Source organism: Nocardia cyriacigeorgica (assembly GCF_005863245.1).
In the GTDB taxonomy this organism is placed as follows: Bacteria; Actinomycetota; Actinomycetes; order Mycobacteriales; family Mycobacteriaceae; genus Nocardia; species Nocardia cyriacigeorgica_C.
In genome coordinates this window covers 48,801-68,878 of the sequence record NZ_VBUT01000013.1, presented here as the reverse complement: position 1 = coordinate 68,878, position 20,078 = coordinate 48,801, and the positions used below count along the sequence as shown (strand labels likewise).

Genomic DNA, 20,078 nt, shown 5'->3' with positions numbered 1-20,078 from the left:
AACCAGGACGACGATATGACGATCGACACCGCGATCGCCGCCGATCTCGACGCGCGCATCGCCGAACTGCTCGCGGCCAACGATCCGGCGACCACCGACGCACGCGAATTCCTCGGCGCCCGTTTCGATGACGGCCTGGCCTGGGTGCATTTCCCGGTCGGCAACGGCGGTCTCGGATTGCCGCAGATCTATCAGGCCCACGTCGATGCCGCCCTCGCCGCCGCCGGCGCGCCCGGCCCGGCGGTGGAACGCAACGGCATCGGCCTCGGCATGGCCGCCCCGACGATCGCCGCCTTCGGCACACCCGAGCAGCGGCGAAAGTTCTTGCGGCCGTTGTTCACCGGCGAACACATCTACTGCCAGCTGTTCAGTGAACCCGGCGCGGGCTCGGATCTGGCCGCGGTGGCCACCCGCGCGGTCCGCGACGGCGCGGACTGGGTGGTGGACGGGCAGAAGGTGTGGACCTCCGGCGCGCAGAACGCCCAGATGGCGATCCTGGTCGCGCGCACGGATCCGTCGGTGCCCAAACATGCCGGGCTGACTTACTTCCTGTGCGATATGAGCGATCCGGGCATCGACATCCGGCCGTTGCGCCAGATCACCGGCGAAGCCGAATTCAACGAGGTCTTCCTGTCCGGCGTGCGCATCCCGGACGAGAACCGTCTCGGCGGGGAAGGGCAGGGCTGGCGGGTCGCCACCACCACGCTGAACAATGAGCGGGTCGCCATCGGGTCGGGTGCGCCGCGCGAAGGCGGCCAGATCGGCAAGGTCGCCCAGGCCTGGCGTGAACAGCCGCAGCTGCGGGATCCGGCCATGCACGATGAGCTGCTGCGATTGTGGGTCGAGGCCGAGGTGACCCGCCTGACCGGGGAACGGTTGCGTCAGCAGCTGGCCGCCGGGCAGCCGGGGCCGGAGGGTTCGGCGATGAAGCTGGCCTTCGCCAGGCTCGCCCAGCGCATCTCCGGATTCGGTATCGAGCTGCACGGCGAAGCCGGTCTGCGCTACGACGATTGGACGCTGCGGCGGCCCGAGCGCGTCGAATTCACCGGCCGCGGACCGGGTTACCGCTATCTGCGCGCCAAGGGCAATTCGATCGAGGGCGGCACCTCGGAGATCCTGCGCAATGTCATCGCCGAGCGGGTGCTCGGCCTGCCACCGGAACATCGCGTCGACAAGACCGCCGCCTGGAAGGACCTGGCCCGATGAGCACTGCGGACCTGCTGTACTCCGACACCGAGGAAGCGCTGCGCGACAGCGTGCGGCGGCTGCTCACCGATCGGTGCCCGCCCGAGGCCGTGCTGAGCGTCTATGACAGCGCGCCGAAGGATTTCACGCAGGTGTGGAAAGCGCTCGCGGCCGATCTCGGGGTCGCCGGGCTGCTGGTACCCGAGGAGCTCGGCGGTGCGGGCGCGTCGGCCCGCGAGGCCGCAGTGGTGTGCGAAGAGATCGGGCGCGCTGTTGCTCCGGTGCCGTTTCTGACCAGTGCGGTGCTGGCGACAGTGGCGTTGCTGCGGGCCGGTGACACCGAGGTGGTGCGCGAGCTCGCCGAGGGCAATCGCACCGCGACGCTGGTGGTGCCGTTGTCGATCCCGCCGGGTGCGCCCAGCACCGGGGTGCTGGCCACCGGTGGCGGGTTGACCGGCACGGTCACCAGCGTCGCAGGTGCGCTCGACGCCGATCTGCTGGTCGTTCCGGCCGCGGGGCCGCGGGGACTGGAGCTGCATGTCGTCGATCGGGCCGCCCGCGGCGTGACGGTGACACCGGTACTGGCACTGGATATGACCAGGCCGCTGGCCGATGTGTCGTTCGGCGCCACACCGTCGACGCGGGTGAGCAGCGACGCCGCAGGCGCTGTTGCCGAGGCCCTGCGCTGCGGTGCGGCCCTGCTGGCGTCCGAACAGTACGGGGTGGCGCGCTGGTGCTTCGACACCACGCTCGCCTATGTCAAGGACCGCAAGCAGTTCGGCCGTGCCATCGGCTCATATCAGGCGATCAAGCATCGGCTCGCCGAACTGTGGCTGGAACTGGGTTCGGCGGCCTCGGCCGCCCGCTATGCCGCCGACACCTATGCCCGCGGTGACGACGACGCCGAGATCGCCGCCGCGCTCGCCCAGTCCTACTGCGGTGACGCGGCCGTGCACGCCGCGGAGGAATGCGTGCAACTGCACGGCGGCATCGGCATGACCTGGGAGTATCCGGCGCACTTGTATCTCAAGCGCGCCAAGAGTTCGCAATTGGCGTTCGGCACCGGCTACCGGCATCGGGCCCGGCTCGCCGAACTCATCGATCTGCCGGTGACGGCGGATCCGGCCACGACCACGAGGAGCTGACGGTGAAAGCATGGCGAGTCAACGAACTCGGCGAACCGCGCGAGGTGCTGCGCCTCGAAGAGGTCGACGATCCGGCTCCCGGCCAGGGACAGCTGCTGGTGGGGGTGCTGGCCGCACCGGCGAACTTCCCGGATGTGCTGCTGTGCCGCGGCAAATACCAGATCACGCCGCCGCTGCCGTTCACCCCGGGGGTCGAGCTGTGCGGTGAGGTCGTGGCGGTCGGGGCCGGCGCCACCCGGTTCGCGGTCGGCGATCGCGTGATCGGCAATCCGAACCTGCCCGGCGGCGCGTTCGCCGAATTGACCGTCGTCGACGAGGCCAATGCCTTCCCCGCGCCGGCCGCACTCGATGACGCCGAGGCCTCGGCACTGAGCATCGGCTACCAGACCAGCTGGTTCGCTCTGCACCGGCGCACCACCCTGCAACCGGGGGAGACGTTGCTGGTGCACGCCGCCGCGGGCGGTGTCGGCAGTGCGGCGGTGCAACTCGGTAAGGCCGCGGGCGCCACCGTCATCGGCGTCGTCGGCGGTGCCGACAAGGCCGAGTACTGCCGGGCGCTGGGTGCGGATCTGGTGATCGACCGGCACAGCGAGGATTTCTTGCCGGTCGTCAAGGAGTTCACCGGCGGACGCGGCGTCGACGTCGTGTACGACCCGGTCGGTGGTGATGCCTACGCGAAATCCACGAAATGCATTGCCTTCGAAGGCCGCATCCTGGTGATCGGGTTCGCCGGCGGCACCATCCCGCAGCCCGCGCTCAATCATGCGCTGATCAAGAACTATTCGATCATCGGGCTGCACTGGGGCCTGTACAAGCAGTACAACCTCCAAGCCATCCAGGACTGCCACGACGAGCTCACCCGGCTCGCCGCAACCGGCGCGATCAAGCCGCTGGTCAGCGAAAGGCTCGCACTCACCGACGTCGCCGACGGGCTCGGCCGCCTCGGGGACGGCAGCACCACCGGGCGAATCGTGTTCCAGCCATGACCGGGGCCATGCTCGATCCCCGCGAGGCCGTCCTGGTCGATTTCGGCGGCGTCATGACCACCAGCGTCCTCGAAGGGTTCCGCGAATTCGGCGCCTCGATCGGGTATCCGGACCTGCCGATCACCCTGCTGAGCACGGATGAGATCTCGCGAAGGCTGCTGGCCGATCACGAATCCGGCCGTATCGACGCCGACGCCTTCGACGCCGGCTTCGCCGAAAGGCTGCGCGCCCACGGCGCCGCGGTCGATCCGGACGGGCTGAGTGCTCGGATGCAGGTCGGGCTGCGCCGCGATGAGGACAGCATCGAGCTGATCCGCGAGCTCCGCGATGCGGGTACTCCCGTGGCGCTGGTGTCGAATGCGTTCGGCCGGGACTGCTATGCGGGCTTCGATCTGACCGAGCTCGCCGACGTCGTGGTCATCTCCTCGGAGGTCGGCATCCGGAAACCGTCTCGGCAGATCTATCGGATCGCCTGTGACCGGCTGGGTGTGCGGCCGGAGCAGGCGGTGATGATCGACGATCTCCAGCAGAATCTCGACGGTGCGGCCCGGCTCGGCATCGCGGGAGTGCTGCATACCGCCGCCGCCGATACCCGCCGCCGGCTGGCCGAGCGGCACGGCATCGGCGGCTGACAGCATCAGGCACAGGGCTTGCCGACCCGGTGGGCAGGCCCGTCGGTGCTGTCGACCTCAGCGATTTGCGACGATGGTGTGGTGTCGCACTCTGTGAATACGCGAGCCGGTAGGCAAACACCGGCGTTGACCCCGCGAGGGGAGCGGACGCGCACGAAACTGATCGATGCCGCCGAGCTCGTTTTCGCGCGCCTCGGATTCGTCGAGACCAGGGTGGCCGACATCGTCGCCGAAGCGGGAGTCGCGCACGGCACGTTCTATGTGTACTTCGACTCCAAAGAAGCGATCTTCCACGCCGTCGTGCTGAATTTGATCACCGATATGCGTGACAAGGTCCGCGCACGCATGGGCACCCAGCCCGAGACCGCCGTCGAAGCCATCGAATCGGCCGTGCGCGCCTACGTTCTGGCCTTCCGGGAGCACCAGCGCCTGATGCTGATGTGGGGTGAGGTCGCCGGGGTGAACCCCGATATCGGCGAGCTCGCGCAGGCCGAGATCGAGCTGTTCATCGATCGCGCGGAATCCATGATCGTCCGGCTGCAAGTCGATCGCCTCGCCGCCCGCGATATCGACGCCCGCGTCGCCGCGACGGCCCTGTGCGGAATGGTGCGCGAATTCTGCGTCCAGCAGGCCAAAGCCGGCGCCGATATCGACGCCGACGCGGCCGCGGACACCCTGTCGACGCTGTGGGTGCGCGGGATCGGGGTGGTCCACGGCGCGCCGCCGGTCTGAGCCGCAGCGACCGCTACCGCAGCGATTCGCGGTCGATGGCGCGTTTGAGGATCTTGCCGGTCGCGCCCTTGGGCAGGGCATCGGTGAATCGGATGATGCGCGGAATCTTGTAGGCCGACAGCCTTTCTCGGCTCCACTGCGACACGGTCTCGGCGTCGAGGGCCGAGTCCGGCGCGGTGACGATGACCGCCGCGACCTCCTCGCCGTAATGGTCGTCCGGTACGCCGACCACCGCGGCCTCGATGATGTCGGGGTGCTCGTAGAGCACCTCCTCGACCTCACCTGGATAGACGTTGTAGCCGCCGCGGATGATCAGGTCCTTGACCCGGTCGACGATGCGCAGATCGCCGTCGGCGTCGAATTCGCCCAGGTCGCCGGTGCGGAACCAGCCGTCGTCGGACAGGACATCGGCGGTGGCCTCCGGCCTGCGCCAGTAGCCCTTCATCACCGTCTCGCCGCGCACGAACACCTCGCCGACCTGCCCCGGCGGGCACGGCGTCGCATCATGGTCGCGGACTTCGACCTGCGTGCGGGCGACCGCGCGTCCGGTGTAGCCGATCTTGGCGCCGCGATCGAGATCGTTGAAGGTGCCGAACGCCGTGGTCTCGGTCAGCCCGTAGCCCTCGAGGATGGTGCATCCGAACGTCTTCTGGAACTCGCGCGCGATCTCACCGGGCAGCGACGCCCCGCCCGAGATGGCTACCCGCAGCTGCTCGAAATCGGCCGGGTCGGCGGCATCGGCGGCCCGCAGCATGGCATTCCACATGGTCGGCACCCCGGCCATGATGGTCAGCCGGTCGCGGCGCAGCAGCTCGAGCATGGCGACCGGATCGAATCGGGCCAGTAGCGACAGTGATCCGCCGCTGGTGAAACACGACATCATGACCGCGGCCTGGCCGAAGACATGGAACAGTGGCAGCCCGGTGCCGGTGCGGTCGGTGGCGGTGCCACGGCTGCTCGCCGCGCCGATCTCGCCGCCGGCGAGCAGGTTGCCGACCGTCAGCTGAGCGCCCTTGGGGCGGCCGGTGGTGCCCGAGGTGTAGAGGATGGCCGCGGTGTCGGTGCGGTCGCGGTCCAGGCAGGCCACCGGTTCGGCGGCGGCCTGTGCACCGGCGGTGAGCGACCAGAACGGAGTGCCTGTGAGCTGTGCGGCGTCGGCGACGGCGGGCCCGAGTTCGTGCCAGGCGATGGCGAGCGCGCAGTCGGCGTCGGTGAGGAAGTATTCGACCTCGGCGCGCGTCGACATGGTGTTCACCGGTACGGTCACGCAGCCGGCGGCCTGAATTCCCATGTAGGCCACCACGAATTCGGGCACCGAGGGCGCGGCCAGCAGGACCCGGTCGCCGGGGTGCAGGCCGGCGGCGACGAGTGCTCCGGCATACCGCGAGGCGAGCCGGTGCAGCTGGCGATAGGTCCATTCGCCGCGCTCGCCGCGCAGCGCGACACTGTCGGGCGCGGTCTCGGCGTGGGTGCGAACAGGATCGAAGACGTTGGCCATGGATGGTCCTTCGACGGCAACAGTGAGCGAGAGCCGAGCGTAGCTGAAACTGACGTCATGTTTATGCGATTGGCGAGAATCGATTCCTTCCGGCGGTCGTGGGTGCTGGTAAATGGCCCCTGAACTGGATGAATGTCGGAAACTGCGGCGAGGGCGCACTCGGTGGCGGGGAAGCGCGAGATTCATTTCCCTGGCGAAGTGTGATTGACATTACTTCCGGCCTACCCCACACTGGTGCCACCAATTTGAACTTGGTGTCAACTTCTACTTCCGTCAGGTCGATGACCGGGCGATCCGCCCGAGGAGCACACGCATGACCGCACCCCCCGTGGAACCAGCAGGCCCGGCCGCCGAGGCGGCCCCCGACGAGGCGCACCGCCGGCGCGCCCACCGCAAACTCCTCGCCGCCGGACTCATCGGCAGCTCGATCGAGTGGTACGACTTCTTCCTCTACGGAACCGCGGCCGCGCTGGTCTTTCCGGCCGTGTTCTTCCCGGACAGTTCCGCGCTGATGGGCACCCTGCTCTCGTTCAGCACGTTCTGGGCGGGCTTCGTGGCCCGGCCGCTCGGCGGCGTGCTCGCCGGGCACTTCGGCGACAAGTACGGGCGCAAACCCGCCGTGGTGACCTGCCTGCTCGGCATGGGCCTGGCCACCTTCCTCATCGGCTGCCTGCCCGGCGCGGACGCGATCGGCGTCGCCGCACCGATCCTGCTGGTGACGCTGCGGTTCCTACAGGGCATGGCCTGCGGAGGTCAATGGGGCGGAATCGTGCTGCTACTCACCGAATCCGCGAGCCCGAAGCGACGCGGGTTCGCCGGAACCTTCGGGCAGATGGGGGTACCGCTCGGCGTCATCCTCGGCAACCTGGTGTTCCTCATCGCCGCCGAGACCATCTCCGAGGAGGCCTTCCTGAGCTGGGGCTGGCGGGTGCCGTTCTTCTGTAGCGCGCTGCTGTTCCCGGTGGTGCTCTACATCCAGACCAAGGTCGAGGACACTCCTGAATTCCGTGATCTGCAAAAGGAAGTCGCGAACAAGCGCAGCACCGCGGTGGTGCAGGCGCCGCTGGCGGAAGCGATCCGGCTGCACTGGCGCAAGATCCTGCTCGGCTGCGGACTGCTCGCGGCGACCAACACCGCCTTCTATATCAGCATCGCCGGCGTGCTCAGCTACGGCACCCAGGAACTGGGCATGAAGCACAATGACATCCTGGCCATTTCGCTGGGTGTCTCGCTCATCGGCGGGATCGTCATCCTGTGGTCGGGCGCCACCTCGGACCGGGTCGGGCGCAGACCGCTGATCCTGATCGGCGGCATCGGCCTCGCGGTCTGGGCGTTCCCGTACTTCTGGCTGGTCGACACCGCGAAACTGCCGATGTTCTTCATCGCGCTGGTCGTGGGCACGGTTTTCCAATCGATGACCTACGGTCCGCTGGCGGCGTTCATGGGCGAGCTGTTCGAACCGCGGCTGCGGTACTCGGGCGCCTCGCTGGCCTATCAGCTGGCCGCGATCACCGTCAGCGGCGGAACTCCGTTCATCATGACGGCGCTCATCGCCAATACCGGTACCACCGTGCTGGTTTCGGTGTATCTGGCGGCGATGGGACTGGTGACCGTCTTCAGCGCGTGGGTCTTGCAGGAGACCAATACCGCCGCAGTCCGCGCGGACCCGCAGGCCGTGCCGGGCGAGCAGCTGTACCGCTGATGTCGCCGCTACCCGACTGTTCAGGAAAAGAGAGGACCCCCAACCCGTCATGAGAGAAGCAGTGATCGTGTCGACCGCGCGAACGCCGATCGGCAAGGCCTACCGCGGTGCGTTCAGTGATACCTCCGGACAAGAACTCGCCGCCCATGCGATCGAACACGCGGTCGCCCGCGCCGGGATCGAGGGTGCGGAGATCAACGACGTCGTGCTCGGCTGCGCCTTGCAGCAGGGTTCGACCGGCAACAATGTCGCACGCCAGGCCGCCTTGCGGGCGGGACTGCCCGACAGCGTCTCCGGAATGACCATCGACCGGCAGTGCTCCTCCGGCCTGATGGCGATCGCCACCGCGGCCAAGCAGATCATCTCCGACGGCATGCGGATCACCGTCGGGGGTGGGGTGGAATCGATCTCGCTGGTGCAGAACGATCACGCCAACAGCTATCGCACTGCCGATCCATGGTTGCAACAGCATGTGCCAGCGATCTATATGCCGATGCTGCACACCGCGGAGATCGTCGCCGAGCGCTACGGCGTGAGCCGCGATCGCCAAGACGAGTTCGCCCTGCTGTCCCAGCAGCGCATCGCCGCGGCCCAGCAGGCGGGCAGGTTCGACGCCGAAATCGTCGCGCTGCCCTCGGTGGTGCGCGCCGTCGATCCGGCGACCGGCGAGGTCGTCGAGCAGCCGCTGACGCTGACCTACGACGAAGGCAACCGCCCCGGTACCACCCTCGACAAGCTGGCCGCTCTCACGCCGGTGTTGCCGGACGGCCAGGTCACCCAGGTCTCGACCGTCACCGCGGGCAATGCCTCGCAGCTCTCCGACGGTGCGTCGGCGTCGGTGCTGATGGAGGCCAAGGAGGCCGAACGGCGCGGGCTCACCCCGCTCGGGATTTATCGCGGCATCGCGGTGGCGGGCTGCGCACCCGACGAAATGGGCATCGGGCCGGTCTTCGCCATCCCGAAGCTGCTCGACATGCACGGGCTGAGCATCGACGACATCGGGTTGTGGGAACTCAACGAGGCGTTCGCCTCACAGGCGGTGTACTGCCGCGACAAGCTCGGGATCGATCCGGAGCGCTTCAACGTCGACGGTGGCGGCATTGCCATCGGGCATCCGTACGGGATGACCGGTGCGCGGCTGGTCGGGCACGCCCTGATCGAAGGCCGGCGGCGCGGGGTGCGATACGTCGTTATCACGATGTGCGTCGGCGGCGGCATGGGTGCGGCGGGGCTGTTCGAGGTGGTCTGACCCCGCTGACGGGCGGGAACGACGCCTGCACACTGGTCCATGAAATTAGAACTGATGTCAATATTGAAACTCGAGGAGAGAACATGGTCGACACGACCGTCCTTCCGGTGCGCCCGCGCAACTACGCCGAACTCACCGAACTGATCGGGCACGAACTCGGCCCGACCGAATGGCATGAGGTGACGCAGGACCGGGTCGACGCCTTCGCCGACGCCACCGGCGACCACCAGTGGATCCACGTCGACCCCGAACGCGCCGCCGCGAGTCCGCTCGGCGGCACCATCGCGCACGGGTTGTACAGCCTGTCGCTGGGGCCCGCGTTGTCCTACACCTTGCTGGCGTTCGACGGATTCACCCACAGCCTGAACTACGGCTACAACAAGGTGCGCTTCCCAGGACCGGTTCCGGTCGGATCGCGAATTCGCATGCGCGCCACCATCGTTTCCGCCGAGCAGGTCGCCGGTGGGATCCAGATCGTCATGCGCCAGGTCGTGGAACGCGAAGGCAGTGACAAGCCGGTGGTCGTCGCAGAATCCGTCGCCCGCGTCGTCGAGTAGCGGCCCGGCTCCGCACAAGAAACCCCAACGAAAGAAGATTTCTATGAAGGTACGCAAGCTCGCGGTCTCGACGGCAGCCGGTCTGGCCGCGCTGACGCTGTGTTCGGCCACCGCGACCGCCGAACCGCTGAGTGTGGACGTCGCGCCGGGCGTCAACTACACCGCCCATCAGGACGGCACCGCCGCGGTGATCACCGTCGATGCCGGCCAGTTGATCATCGACGACGGTAAGTTCCAGATCCGCGCCGATGACGGCACGGTGCTGGCCGGGGTGCCGCTGGAATTCAACGTCAACAATGTCGCCTTCCCCATCGACGCCGAGATCGACGGGCGCACCGCCCGGCTCACGCCGTCGCTGGATCCGGCACGCGCGGTGGAGAAGCCGGTCGCGCTGCCATTCCAGGAGCATGCGCCGTGGAAGACGCCCTACGAGCGTGAAGTCGCCGCCTTCTCCCGGATGGTCGGCACGGTCACCATGGCCGGTGTGGCCGGCGGCGTCGCCGGGGCGGTCGGCGCGGGCGTCATCGGCTGCCTGGTCGGCGGTGTCACGCTGGCCGCCGCGACCAGTCCGGTGGCGATGATGTTCGGTGCCGGGCCGATCGCCGGATGCCTCGTCGGTGCGGGTGCGCTCGCCCCGATCGGCGCCGTCGCCGGTGCGTTGCTGATCGGCGCGCCGGTGACGACGGCGGCGGTGATCCAGTACTTCACCACCATCAACGAGCCCTTCCCGGCGCCGATCAAGTAGCCGTCGCGCCAGCGGAGTTCGAGCGCCCTACGGTCCATCGACCGTAGGGCGCTCGCTTGTGCCGGGAGCCGGTGCCGCCGGCCACGACAGCAGCGCGCGCCTACCGGCCCGCGGCACCGACCGATGCCGCTGCCGCGGATGGTGGCAGGCCACGCTGTTTGCGCGCCGGGGTGAGCGCATACGGTGGCACGTATGTCGATTACTCCCGAGGACGTGTACCGTCGCGCCGCGCGGGCGATCGCGCATGGGCAGCGGCTCGAGGTGAACGCTCTGATCGACGAGTTGCATGTGTCGCGGGCGACCCTGTTCCGCAAGGCGGGCAATCGCGAACAGATCCTCGGCGAGGCGATCTGGTGGATGGCCGACCACAGCCTCGGCGGCGCGAGCGCGCGCTGGCGGCGCGCCTACGGTGGCGCGGTCCGTGACGGGACCGGGACGCTGCGGTGCGTGCGCATCATCACCGATCACGGTGCGGCGATCGCGGCGGCCCGTGGCGTGCGGCGGCTGCTCGACGAGGAGCCGAAACTGGCGATGCGGGTACTGACCGATCCGTTCGGTGCGGTCCAGCCGCGGATGATCGCGCGCGTGCACCAATTGATCGCCGACGATGTGCGCGAGGCCGCGCTGGTGCCCCTGGTCGCGCTCGATGATCTCGCGTATGCCGTTGTGCGGCTGGGGGAATCGATGCTGTACGCCGACATTCTGGCCGGCCGCCGGCCCAACGTCGAGAACGCCAACACCCTGGTCGGTGCGCTGATCGCCGGTGTGCTGGCCGCGCGCTGAGGTTCCGGCGCGACGGACATGCCGAAGGGGCCGCCACGATCTCGTGGCAGCCCCTTCGCCCCCGGGCCGCGCCAGGTGGTCTTTCGCAGTGGTCAGGACCCGCAGTTGCCTTGTGCGGGTTTGCCGTCCAGCCGGTCGGCGAGCCAGTCCACGGCGTCATCGCCGCCGATCAGGACCGCACCCATGTGGTCGGCCAGCGGATAGGAATGCCATTCGACGGTGTTGCCCGCCGCGCACCAATCGGCGCGGAGCTGTTCGCCGAGCCCGTAGGACACGATCTGGTCGGTGGTTCCGTGGAAGAGGTACAGCGGGAAGCCGGTGCTGCGGCTACCCAGCCGGTTCTCGCCCAGCCGCTGCCGCCACTGCGGGTTGTCGAGCGGATCGCGTGCCAGCACCTCGTCCAGGGAATGGCCCAGGCCGGCCCGGACATTGTCGAGCACGCAGCCGCCCCGCAGCTTTTGTACCAGGTCGCGGCCCTGCGCGGTGAGGTAGGAGTCGAGGTCGAGCTCCGGGTAGGCGACGTCGTGGCCGATCGCGACCATGAGCGAGGCCGCCGGATTGCCGTCGCTGCCGTTCTTGTCGATGGCGTCCTTCAGGACGTCGGCGGGCACACCGCCGCTCGAGGCGCCCTTCACTTGCAGTTCGGGGGCGTATTCACCGGCGAGCTCGGCCGCCCACGCACTGGCCTGACCGCCCTGGGAGTAGCCGGCGATGCCGACCGGCGAGGCTGTGCTCACACCCGCCTGCTGCATCTCGGGCAGGCGCTGGGCAGCGCGCGCCGCGTCGAGCACGGCGGGGCCTTCGGAACGGCCGACCAGGTAGGGGTGATCCCCAGGAGTTCCCAGTCCGGGATAGTCGGTGACGGCCACCGCCCAGCCGCGCAGCAGCATCTTGCCGACCGACATCCCCTCCACGTTCTTGCCCTGGATGAACGTCGCCGACGGCGCGCACTGATCACCCATCCCGACGGTCCCGACGGCATAGGTCACCAGCGGCCGCGTTCCGGTCTTGCCGTCCTCGGGCACGATGACCGTGCCGGAGACGACATTCGGCTGGCCGAGAGCATCGGTGGAGCGGTAGAAGATCTTCCACGCCTTGGTAGGCGTCGGCAGACCGGGCACGACCTTGAAGGAGTAGGGCTCGGCGCTGATCACGTCGCCGGGTGCGCCGCCGGACGCGGAGACCGCCGGGGGAGCGGTGGCGGTGGGCGGCTCCTCGGCGTTCGCCACGACGGGGCCCGCGAGCATGCCGGCTCCCAGTGCGACGGCGATGGTGAGCTGTGCCAGCCGGCCGGCACGTGAGGGCCGCGCTCGGCGGCAGGTGTGTTTCATGGGTTCTCCTCGAATCATCGTGGCTGAGAACGGATTCCGCGCGAGGGCGGATCCGGTCGGTGCGCTCGGTCGACGGGATGGTGCCGGCGCGTAAGTCATGAAACATCCATCGCAGATGATTCACAATACTTGACTTTGTGGCATTGCACGGCTAAGTGCCGCGATAGGTGAAATGCGGGGGCTTGACCGAGGCGGGGCCGGGATATAGCTTTGTTGAAGCTGACGTCAAATTCATGCAGCGTTTACATTCATCTGCCCGGGCGGCACAGGGCCGTGGCTCGATGTGAGCATCGGCCGGGACGCCGGCACCGTCTTCGAACAAAAGGGAACCGCAGTGAAGGTCAACGGAAAAACCGCCATCGTGACCGGCGCGGGCCGCGGCATCGGTGCCGCGATCTGCGCCCGCCTGGTGGACGCGGACGCCCGCGTGGTCGTCGCCGATCTCGACGGCGACGCCGCCGAACGGGTGGCCACCGAGCTGTGCGCCGTGCGACCGCATGCCGCGGTCGCGGTGGCGGGCGACGTCACCGACGAGGCCTACCTGCGTGAACTCATCGCCACCGCCGAGGACCGTTTCGGCCCGGTGCAGCTGTACTTCGCCAATGCCGGCATTCCCGGCGGCCCGGGTCTCGGCGACGACGCCGGCTGGCACCGGGCCTTCGAGGTGCACATCAACGCGCACGTTCGCGCCGCACGGTTGCTGGTCGACGGATGGGCCGAACGCGGCGAGGGCTATTTCATCTCGACCGCCTCGGCCGCGGGCTTGCTGACCCAGATCGGGGCGGCCGATTACTCGGTCACCAAACACGCCGCGGTCGCCTTCGCCGAATGGCTCAGTGTGACATACGGCGACAAAGGAATTCGGGTGAGCTGCCTGTGCCCGATGGGCGTGGACACCGCGATGTTGCAGGCCGGAACGGAATCCGGGGACCGCTGGGGTGCGGCGGCCGCCCGCGCCGTCACCGAGGCCGGAGCGGTGCTGCGACCCGACGATGTCGCCCACCAGGTGCTCGCCGCCGTTGACGACGAACGCTTCCTGATCCTGCCGCACCCCGAGGTCGGCGACATGCATCGGCAGAAGGTCACCGACTACGACCGCTGGCTGCGGGGCATGCGCCGCTACCAGGCGTCGCTGCTGACGGTCGACTGAGACATCGCGCGCCAGGATCCCGAGGAAGGCGCACGGATATGCCGACAGCGCATCAGCACCCTCCGAAACCCCGGCGGCGCAAAGCGATTCTGGTCGACTTCGGTGGCGTCCTCACCACCAGCGTGCTTTCCGGCTTCCGCGCGTTCGGGGCACGCGTCGGCGTCGATCCGGACCTGCCGGTTCGACTGATCGTCGGCGACCCGGTGGTTCGCGCGAGCTTCGCGGCGTTCGAGGCGGGCGCATGCAGCGATCAACAGTTCGAACGGGTGCTCGCCGGTGCTCTCATCCGGCACGGTGGTCGGGTCGAACCCGACGGGCTGCTGCGACAGATCCGTGCCGAACTCGCCCCGGACCACGAGATGATCGACCTCGTCGCCGGCCTGCGAGCCGCGGGGCATCCGGTGGCGCTGGTGTCGAACTCCCTCGGTCGCGGCTGTTTCGACGGCTACGACCTCGCGAACCTCGTCGATGTGACGGTCGTGTCCACCGAGGTCGGCCTGCGCAAACCGACCCGCGCGATCTTCGAGCTGGCCTGCCGCGAACTCGGAGCCGACCCGGCCGATGCCCTGCTCATCGATGACCTGCAACACAACATCGACGGCGCGAAGCGCGCGGGCCTCGACGGCATCCTGCACGGCAACGCGAGCCGCACCGCCGAGGAACTCGCGACCCGCTACGGCGTGTTCCCGCTGCTGCCGCCTTCGCCGCCGACCGTGAACTGGTGCTGGCGCCGCCCGCGGACGCGGCCGTGGATGCGCTGACCTCGTTGTCACCGCAGCTTCCCCGCCCGTGCCGGTCGATTCGCGCAACGGTGATGCATCGACGGGATGAACGCGGGTAGTGCTGCGGATAGGAGGTCCGGTGGGTGACCGGCGGGACGGCATAGGGAGGTCAGCGTGTTCGTCGACGAAGAGGTGCGGATTCCGCTCGACGAGGTCGGGCTGGAGGGGCAGGTGTGCCTGCCGCGGCCTGAGTGCGGCGTCGTCGTCTTCGCGCACGGAAGCGGTAGTGGGCGGCACAGTCCGCGCAACCGGCACGTCGCCGCCGTGCTGCGGGCGGCGGGCCTCGGCACGGTCTTGCTGGACCTGCTCACCGCCGAGGAAGAGAACCTCGATCGGCGCACCCGCGAGCTGCGATTCGACATTCCGCTGCTGGCCGGGCGGCTGGCGGGAACAGTGGACTGGCTGGCGAACCTCCCGTCCACCCGCCAGAATCCGATCGGGCTGTTCGGCGCCAGCACCGGCGCCGCGGCCGCGTTGCTCACCGCCGCCGAACGGCCCGCCGCCATCCGGGCGGTCGTGTCCCGGGGCGGACGACCGGACCTGGCCGGTGACGCCCTGCACCGGGTACGAGCACCCACACTGCTGATCGTCGGCGGCGATGACGAGACGGTCCTCGACCTCAACCGGCAAGCCATGCGTCAGATGACGATCACGCCGCGGCTGGAGATCATTCCGGGTGCCACCCACCTGTTCGAAGAACCCGGAACCCTCGACCAGGCGGCCGAATTCGCCGCGGGCTGGTTCGTGCACCACCTGGGCGCGGCACCGGCCGCGCCACCGGCTGTGTGATCGTCCGGCCGTCCCCGCGGCACGCCGGTTGGGGCGCGGACCAGCACGGTTCAGTTCGGCGGTTCGGCCAGCAGTCCGTTGTCGCGGGCGATCTTCTCGATCTGCGCGGGGGTGCCGGACATGATCGTGCGGACGTGTTCGGTGACCAGCTCGACCGGCCAGTTCCACCAGGCCGCGCGCAGCAGCCGGTCGACGTCGTCGTCGGGGAAGCGCTGCTTGACGGTGCGGGCCGGGTTGCCGCCGACGATGGTGTACGGGGCGACGTCGCCGGTGACCACGGCGCCGGTGGCGATGATGGCGCCGTCCCCGATGCGCACGCCCGGCATCACCAGGCTGTTGTAGCCGAACCAGACGTCGTTGCCGACGACGGTGTCGCCGCGGCTGGGGATCGAGGTGATGATGTCCATGGTCTGCTCGGCCCAGGTGCCGCCGAAGATGGTGAACGGAAAGGTGGACACCCCGTGCGTCGGATGGTTCGCGCCGGCCATGATGAAGCGGGTGCCGGTGGCGATGGCGCAGTAGCGGCCGATGATCAGTTTCTCCGGGCCGAACGGGTAGAGCACATTGTTCGTTTCGAACTCGGTGGCCGCGTGCGGGTCGTCGAAATAGGTGTATTCGCCGACTTCGATGCTGTCGGAGGTGATGTGCGGTGCGAGGAAGACCGTGCGGTCGGTGTGCGGCAGCGGGAAGCGGGTGGCGGGATCAGGAATGGTCGACACCGGATCGAGCCTAGTTCGGGCGTCGGCGCCCGGCCTGGTGTGCACCCCGAAGCAACTGGCCATCCCTATGACAGCCATTATTCAGGCCAGTGATCGAGAACTGGCTATAGAACGTAGGTCCAGTTCTGGGTGAAGCTGGACCGATGGTGCGTCGGCTGGTCGCGTTGTATGCGGGTTTGTGGTTGTACGGGTTCTCCATGGCCGTGATGGTGCGGGCAGGACTCGGCCTGGATCCCTGGGATGTCTTTCATCAGGGCGTGGCCGGGCACGTGCCGCTGAGTTTCGGAACGGTGACCGCGTTGACGGGGATTGCGGTCCTGCTGGCGTGGATTCCGTTGCGGCAGCGGCCCGGACTGGGGACGGTGAGCAATGTCGTGGTGATCGCGGTCGCGGTCGACGCCGGCTTGTGGATGCTGCCGCCGTGGGAGTCACTGCCGGTGCGGGTGGCCGCGATGTTCGCGGCGGTGGTGCTCAACGCGGTGGCGACGGTGCTCTACATCGGCGCCGGGATGGGTCCCGGTCCGCGCGACGGCCTGATGACGGGCCTGGTGCGGCGCACCGGACTGTCGGTCCGCGCGGTGCGCACCGCGATCGAGGTCACGGTACTGATCACCGGATGGCTGCTCGGCGGCTCGGTCGGCCTCGGCACCCTGGTGTACGCCTTCGGGATCGGGCCGTTGATCCAGCTGCTGATACCGGTGGCCGATCGCTGGCTGCCCGGGTTCGGGCACGACCCCGCCCGCGCACCGGAACCGATTGCCGCGACCGCGTAATGGGTTGTGCCTGCACGAGATATCCCGAGCGCCTACGATGTGCGCACGGGAGATCTCCGTCGATGGGAGAGCGTGATGAACGACAGTGCGAGCGTGGTGGATCCGAATACGCCCAGCATCGCGCGGGTGTACGACTACCTGCTCGGCGGGAAGGACAATTACCCCGTCGATCAGGAGATCGGCGACCACTTCAAGATCAACCTGCCCGGCTCGGTGTCCATCGCCTTCGGTAACCGGCAGGCCCTGGTGCGCGCGGTGCGCGATATCGCCCGCAGCGGTGTGCGGCAATTCATCGATCTGGGCAGCGGGCTCCCGACCGCTGACAATGTGCATCAGATCGCGGCCCGCTACACCGACGGCGCGAAGGTCGTCTATGTCGACAACGACCCGATCGTGCTCGCGCACGGCCGCGCGCTGCTGGCCACCGACGACAACACCACCGTGGTGCAAGCGGATGTGCGTGAGCCCGAGCGGATTCGCCACAGCGACGAGGTGGCGCGGCTGATCGATTTCGACCAGCCGGTCGCGATGGTGTTCAGCGCGATCCTGCACCACCTCAACGACGATGAGGACCCCAACGGAGTGGTGTCGTACTGGCGCGACCAGATCCCGTCCGGCAGCCAGGTTTTCATCTCGCATTTCCGGTCCGGCGGCAATGCCGAGACCGAAGCCGCCGAACAGAAACTGCAATCGACGTTCGGTCGCGGGCGCTGGCGCACCGACGACGAGATCCGTGCCCTGTTCGGCGATCTCGAGGTCCTCGAGCCGGGCATTGTGCCCGCGGTGCTGTGGCGCCCGGACGCGCCCGCCGCATCCGATACCTCGGTCGCCACCATCGGCACGCCGGAAAGAGAACTGACGGTATGGGATCAGCTGATCGTCGCCGGTCTGGCGCGCAAACCCTGAGGGTCTTTCGGCCCTTCTCGAGGCGGCGCGCCGACTGGGCACTTGTCCGAGCGGCGTGTCTGCGCTGATCATGATCACGTGTTGATTTCTGATGGGGTGATCGGGCTCCGGCCGATCACGGTGGCCGATGCGCAGGCGCATCTGGCGGGGGAGGACGCGGAGTCGGCCCGATGGCGTGACGGTGGTCAGGGCACGCTCGCCACCGTGACCGAACACTTCCGTCGTTGTGTGGCCGAATGGGAAGCCGACGGCCCGAGCAAGACGTTCGCGATCGTGGCACTGGACGACGGTGTGCTGGTCGGGACGCTCGACATCCAGGTCGGCCAGGACTTCCTCGCGGACCGGCAGGCGAACGTGTCCTACGGCATCTACCCGCAGTTCCGTCGCCGCGGCCTGGCCGCCCGTGCGGTGGTGCTGGCCTGCCGCTATATCGCCGCGCACGATCTGGCCGACGAGGCCGTGCTGCGCATCGACCCGGCCAACAAGGCATCGGTGGCGGTGGCGCACCGGGTCGGCTTCGCCTACCACCACACCACCGACGATCCCGACGAGGGCAAACTGGACTGGTTCCTACAGGCGGTGTGAATTCGGGTCAGCCGGGGCCGGTATCGGCGTCGATCAGGGTGCGGATCGTGTCCGCCCAATAGTCGAGCGTGCGCGTTTCGGCATGATCGCTCGTACGCAGGGGATGCGCGGCGGCCACGCCGCGCAGCATGGCGATGGTGAGGTCGCGGATCGCGGGGTAGCGGGGGTGGGCGGTGAGTTCGGGGCCGAAGAGCGTGTCGATGACCCGGTGCAGATCGCGCCCGGCGCGGCGTTCGGATTCGCGCAGCACCGAGGCGAGGGCGGGGTCGGTGCGGGCCGCCGCCCAGAGTTCTTGTTCGGCCTGGGCCGCCGGTCGCGTCATCGTGTCGAGCAGCGCGGACAGGGTGCGTTCGATGGGGTCGGCGCTCGCGCCGGGGGATTCGGCGGCCTGCCGGGCCGCGTGCTCGTTGAGTTCGACCAGATGCTGCACGAGTGCGGCGGTGAGGCTGTCGATGGTGGGGAAGTGGTGCAGCAGGGCGCCGCGGCTCAACCCGGCGGCATGCTGCACCGCCAGCGTGGACCAGCCCGCGTAACCGCGCTCGACCAGCAGCCGGGTCGCCGCGTCCAGGATGCGGGCGCGGGTGGCGCTGCGCTGTTGTTCGCGGGTGGGCATCGCGGTATCCCCTCGGTGCGGTGGTCGATCCCGAGAATTTCACGGTCAGTATTGACTGTCAACCGGGTCGTGGGCGAGGCTGCTCGGTAGCGGCGAACCGCCGACGCGGCGGCCCCACGACTCGTCCCGGCGCCAGGGATACCGCCTGTGAAAGGAAAAGCATTGTCCGACAAGCAATCACATTCCGGCACCCGGCCCGCGGCATGGTATGAGAACTGGACCGAAGGGCCGGATTCACCGTGGCGGGATCGGCCCGCACCCGCCGACGAGCACGAATACCCGACGCTCACCTATCAGCGCGACGGCCGCATCGCCCGGCTCACCTTCAACCGCCCCGACAAAGGCAACACGATCACCCCCGACACCCCGCGCGATCTCGCCGACGCGGTGGAACGGGCCGATCTGGATCCGCGCGTGCACGTCATCCTGCTGTCGGGGCGCGGCAAGGGCTTCTGCGGCGGCTATGACCTCGACATGTTCGCCGAGCAGGGCTTCTCGCCGGCCGGCGGGCCCGATGAGGTCACCGGCACCGTGGTCGATCCAATGGTCAACGCGGTCAACCACAACCCGTGGGGCACCTGGGATCCCATGATCGACTACGCGATGATGAGCCGATTCAACCGCGGCTTCGCCAGCCTCATGCAGGCGAACAAGCCGACCGTGGCGAAGTTGCACGGCTTCGCCATCGCCGGCGGCACCGACATCGCGCTGTATGCCGATCAGATCATCTGCGCCGACGACACCAAGATCGGTTATCCGCCCACCCGCACCTGGGGCATTCCGGCTGGCGGCATGTGGGCGCATCGGCTCGGTGACCAGCGGGCCAAGCGGTTGCTGTTCACCGGCGACTGCCTCAGCGGCAAGCAGGCCGAGGAGTGGGGCCTCGCGGTGGAATCCTGCCCGGCCGACGAGCTCGACGAACGCACCGAGGCGCTGGTGGAGCGGATCGCGCGGATGCCGGTCAACCAGTTGATGATGGCGAAGCTGGCCTTGAACTCGGCGCTGTACGCGCAGGGTGTGGCCAACTCCGGCATGATCAGCACCGTGTTCGACGGCATCTCCCGGCACACCCGCGAGGGCTATGCCTTCCAGCTGCGCGCCGCCACCGTGGGTTTCCGGGAGGCGGTGCGCGAGCGTGACGAGCCGTTCGGCGACCACAAGCGAGCGCAGTTCGAACGCTGACCCTCGTGTGCGGCGGAGAAGCATGGTCGCGGGC

The 20,078-nt window shown here is 68.5% G+C and carries 21 protein-coding genes; 17 read left to right on the top strand and 4 right to left on the bottom strand.

Translation table 11 applies throughout. The annotated features are described in order from the left end of the window. Positions 1–15 precede the first annotated feature (15 nt). The 5 genes from FEK34_RS27035 (at position 16) to FEK34_RS27015 (ending at position 4,680) form a co-directional block, all read left to right on the top strand. On the top strand, positions 16–1,206 hold the full coding sequence (locus FEK34_RS27035) for an acyl-CoA dehydrogenase family protein (protein ID WP_138452368.1): 1,191 nt from the start codon (positions 16–18) through the stop codon (positions 1,204–1,206). Further along, the gene (locus FEK34_RS27030) at positions 1,203–2,330 is read left to right on the top strand and encodes an acyl-CoA dehydrogenase family protein (protein WP_138452367.1); all 1,128 of its coding nucleotides are present in this window, start codon (positions 1,203–1,205) and stop codon (positions 2,328–2,330) included. Before FEK34_RS27035 ends, FEK34_RS27030 begins: the two co-directional genes overlap by 4 nt. Positions 2,331–2,332: 2 nt before the next feature. Then, on the top strand, positions 2,333–3,316 hold the full coding sequence (locus tag FEK34_RS27025) for an NADPH:quinone oxidoreductase family protein (RefSeq protein WP_138452365.1): 984 nt from the start codon (positions 2,333–2,335) through the stop codon (positions 3,314–3,316). Next, positions 3,313–3,948, top strand: a complete 636-nt coding sequence (locus FEK34_RS27020; protein ID WP_138452363.1) for an HAD family hydrolase — start codon at positions 3,313–3,315, stop codon at positions 3,946–3,948. Before FEK34_RS27025 ends, FEK34_RS27020 begins: the two co-directional genes overlap by 4 nt. 126 nt (positions 3,949–4,074) lie before the next feature. Next, on the top strand, positions 4,075–4,680 hold the full coding sequence (locus FEK34_RS27015) for a TetR/AcrR family transcriptional regulator (RefSeq protein WP_171048423.1): 606 nt from the start codon (positions 4,075–4,077) through the stop codon (positions 4,678–4,680). A gap of 13 nt (positions 4,681–4,693) precedes the next feature. Here the strand turns inward: FEK34_RS27015 and FEK34_RS27010 are convergent, their stop codons facing one another. Continuing rightward, positions 4,694–6,178 (bottom strand): AMP-binding protein, encoded by a 1,485-nt coding sequence (locus FEK34_RS27010; RefSeq protein ID WP_138452359.1) that lies wholly within the window; start codon positions 6,176–6,178, stop codon positions 4,694–4,696. Positions 6,179–6,491: 313 nt separating this feature from the next. Between FEK34_RS27010 and FEK34_RS27005 the strand changes: the two genes are divergently transcribed. The 5 genes from FEK34_RS27005 (at position 6,492) to FEK34_RS26985 (ending at position 11,214) form a co-directional block, all read left to right on the top strand. Then, positions 6,492–7,880 carry an MFS transporter gene (locus tag FEK34_RS27005; RefSeq protein ID WP_138452357.1) on the top strand — a complete coding sequence of 463 codons (1,389 nt, stop codon included), beginning with the start codon at positions 6,492–6,494 and terminating at the stop codon, positions 7,878–7,880. A 49-nt stretch (positions 7,881–7,929) separates the two neighbouring features. After that, complete coding sequence (locus FEK34_RS27000; protein ID WP_138452355.1) at positions 7,930–9,129, top strand: acetyl-CoA C-acyltransferase; 1,200 nt, start codon at positions 7,930–7,932, stop codon at positions 9,127–9,129. A gap of 83 nt (positions 9,130–9,212) precedes the next feature. Continuing rightward, positions 9,213–9,686 carry a MaoC family dehydratase gene (locus tag FEK34_RS26995; protein WP_138452353.1) on the top strand — a complete coding sequence of 158 codons (474 nt, stop codon included), beginning with the start codon at positions 9,213–9,215 and terminating at the stop codon, positions 9,684–9,686. Between the two features lie 43 nt (positions 9,687–9,729). Then, positions 9,730–10,431, top strand: coding sequence for a hypothetical protein (locus FEK34_RS26990; RefSeq protein ID WP_138452351.1), 702 nt, complete (start codon positions 9,730–9,732; stop codon positions 10,429–10,431). Positions 10,432–10,623: 192 nt separating this feature from the next. Beyond that, the gene (locus FEK34_RS26985; protein WP_138452349.1) at positions 10,624–11,214 is read left to right on the top strand and encodes a QsdR family transcriptional regulator; all 591 of its coding nucleotides are present in this window, start codon (positions 10,624–10,626) and stop codon (positions 11,212–11,214) included. 92 nt (positions 11,215–11,306) lie between these two features. On the opposite strand, the gene FEK34_RS26980 is transcribed toward FEK34_RS26985, so the two are convergent. Further along, positions 11,307–12,545, bottom strand: coding sequence for a lipase family protein (locus tag FEK34_RS26980; RefSeq protein WP_138452347.1), 1,239 nt, complete (start codon positions 12,543–12,545; stop codon positions 11,307–11,309). 334 nt (positions 12,546–12,879) lie between these two features. Between FEK34_RS26980 and FEK34_RS26975 the strand changes: the two genes are divergently transcribed. The 3 genes from FEK34_RS26975 to FEK34_RS26965 all read left to right on the top strand — a co-directional run bounded on the left by FEK34_RS26975 (position 12,880) and on the right by FEK34_RS26965 (position 15,266). Beyond that, positions 12,880–13,695: an SDR family oxidoreductase gene (locus FEK34_RS26975; RefSeq protein WP_138452345.1), complete on the top strand. Its 816-nt coding sequence runs from the start codon at positions 12,880–12,882 to the stop codon at positions 13,693–13,695. Positions 13,696–13,733: 38 nt separating this feature from the next. Then, positions 13,734–14,456 carry an HAD family hydrolase gene (locus FEK34_RS26970; protein WP_138452343.1) on the top strand — a complete coding sequence of 241 codons (723 nt, stop codon included), beginning with the start codon at positions 13,734–13,736 and terminating at the stop codon, positions 14,454–14,456. A gap of 135 nt (positions 14,457–14,591) precedes the next feature. Continuing rightward, entirely contained in the window at positions 14,592–15,266 is a 675-nt protein-coding gene (locus FEK34_RS26965; protein WP_212748835.1) for a dienelactone hydrolase family protein, read from the top strand. Between the two features lie 50 nt (positions 15,267–15,316). On the opposite strand, the gene FEK34_RS26960 is transcribed toward FEK34_RS26965, so the two are convergent. Further along, positions 15,317–15,985, bottom strand: a complete 669-nt coding sequence (locus tag FEK34_RS26960; protein ID WP_138452341.1) for a CatB-related O-acetyltransferase — start codon at positions 15,983–15,985, stop codon at positions 15,317–15,319. Between the two features lie 143 nt (positions 15,986–16,128). On the opposite strand from FEK34_RS26960, the gene FEK34_RS26955 reads away from it, so the two are divergent. The 3 genes from FEK34_RS26955 to FEK34_RS26945 all read left to right on the top strand — a co-directional run bounded on the left by FEK34_RS26955 (position 16,129) and on the right by FEK34_RS26945 (position 18,249). Continuing rightward, positions 16,129–16,758 (top strand): YczE/YyaS/YitT family protein, encoded by a 630-nt coding sequence (locus FEK34_RS26955; RefSeq protein WP_138452339.1) that lies wholly within the window; start codon positions 16,129–16,131, stop codon positions 16,756–16,758. Positions 16,759–16,833: 75 nt separating this feature from the next. Continuing rightward, positions 16,834–17,664, top strand: coding sequence for an SAM-dependent methyltransferase (locus FEK34_RS26950; protein ID WP_138452337.1), 831 nt, complete (start codon positions 16,834–16,836; stop codon positions 17,662–17,664). 78 nt (positions 17,665–17,742) lie between these two features. After that, the gene (locus tag FEK34_RS26945; RefSeq protein ID WP_249359654.1) at positions 17,743–18,249 is read left to right on the top strand and encodes a GNAT family N-acetyltransferase; all 507 of its coding nucleotides are present in this window, start codon (positions 17,743–17,745) and stop codon (positions 18,247–18,249) included. A 7-nt stretch (positions 18,250–18,256) separates the two neighbouring features. On the opposite strand, the gene FEK34_RS26940 is transcribed toward FEK34_RS26945, so the two are convergent. Continuing rightward, entirely contained in the window at positions 18,257–18,862 is a 606-nt protein-coding gene (locus tag FEK34_RS26940; protein ID WP_138452335.1) for a TetR/AcrR family transcriptional regulator, read from the bottom strand. Between the two features lie 162 nt (positions 18,863–19,024). Between FEK34_RS26940 and FEK34_RS26935 the strand changes: the two genes are divergently transcribed. Further along, positions 19,025–20,044, top strand: a complete 1,020-nt coding sequence (locus tag FEK34_RS26935; RefSeq protein ID WP_138452333.1) for a crotonase/enoyl-CoA hydratase family protein — start codon at positions 19,025–19,027, stop codon at positions 20,042–20,044. The last annotated feature ends 34 nt before the right edge of the window (positions 20,045–20,078 follow it).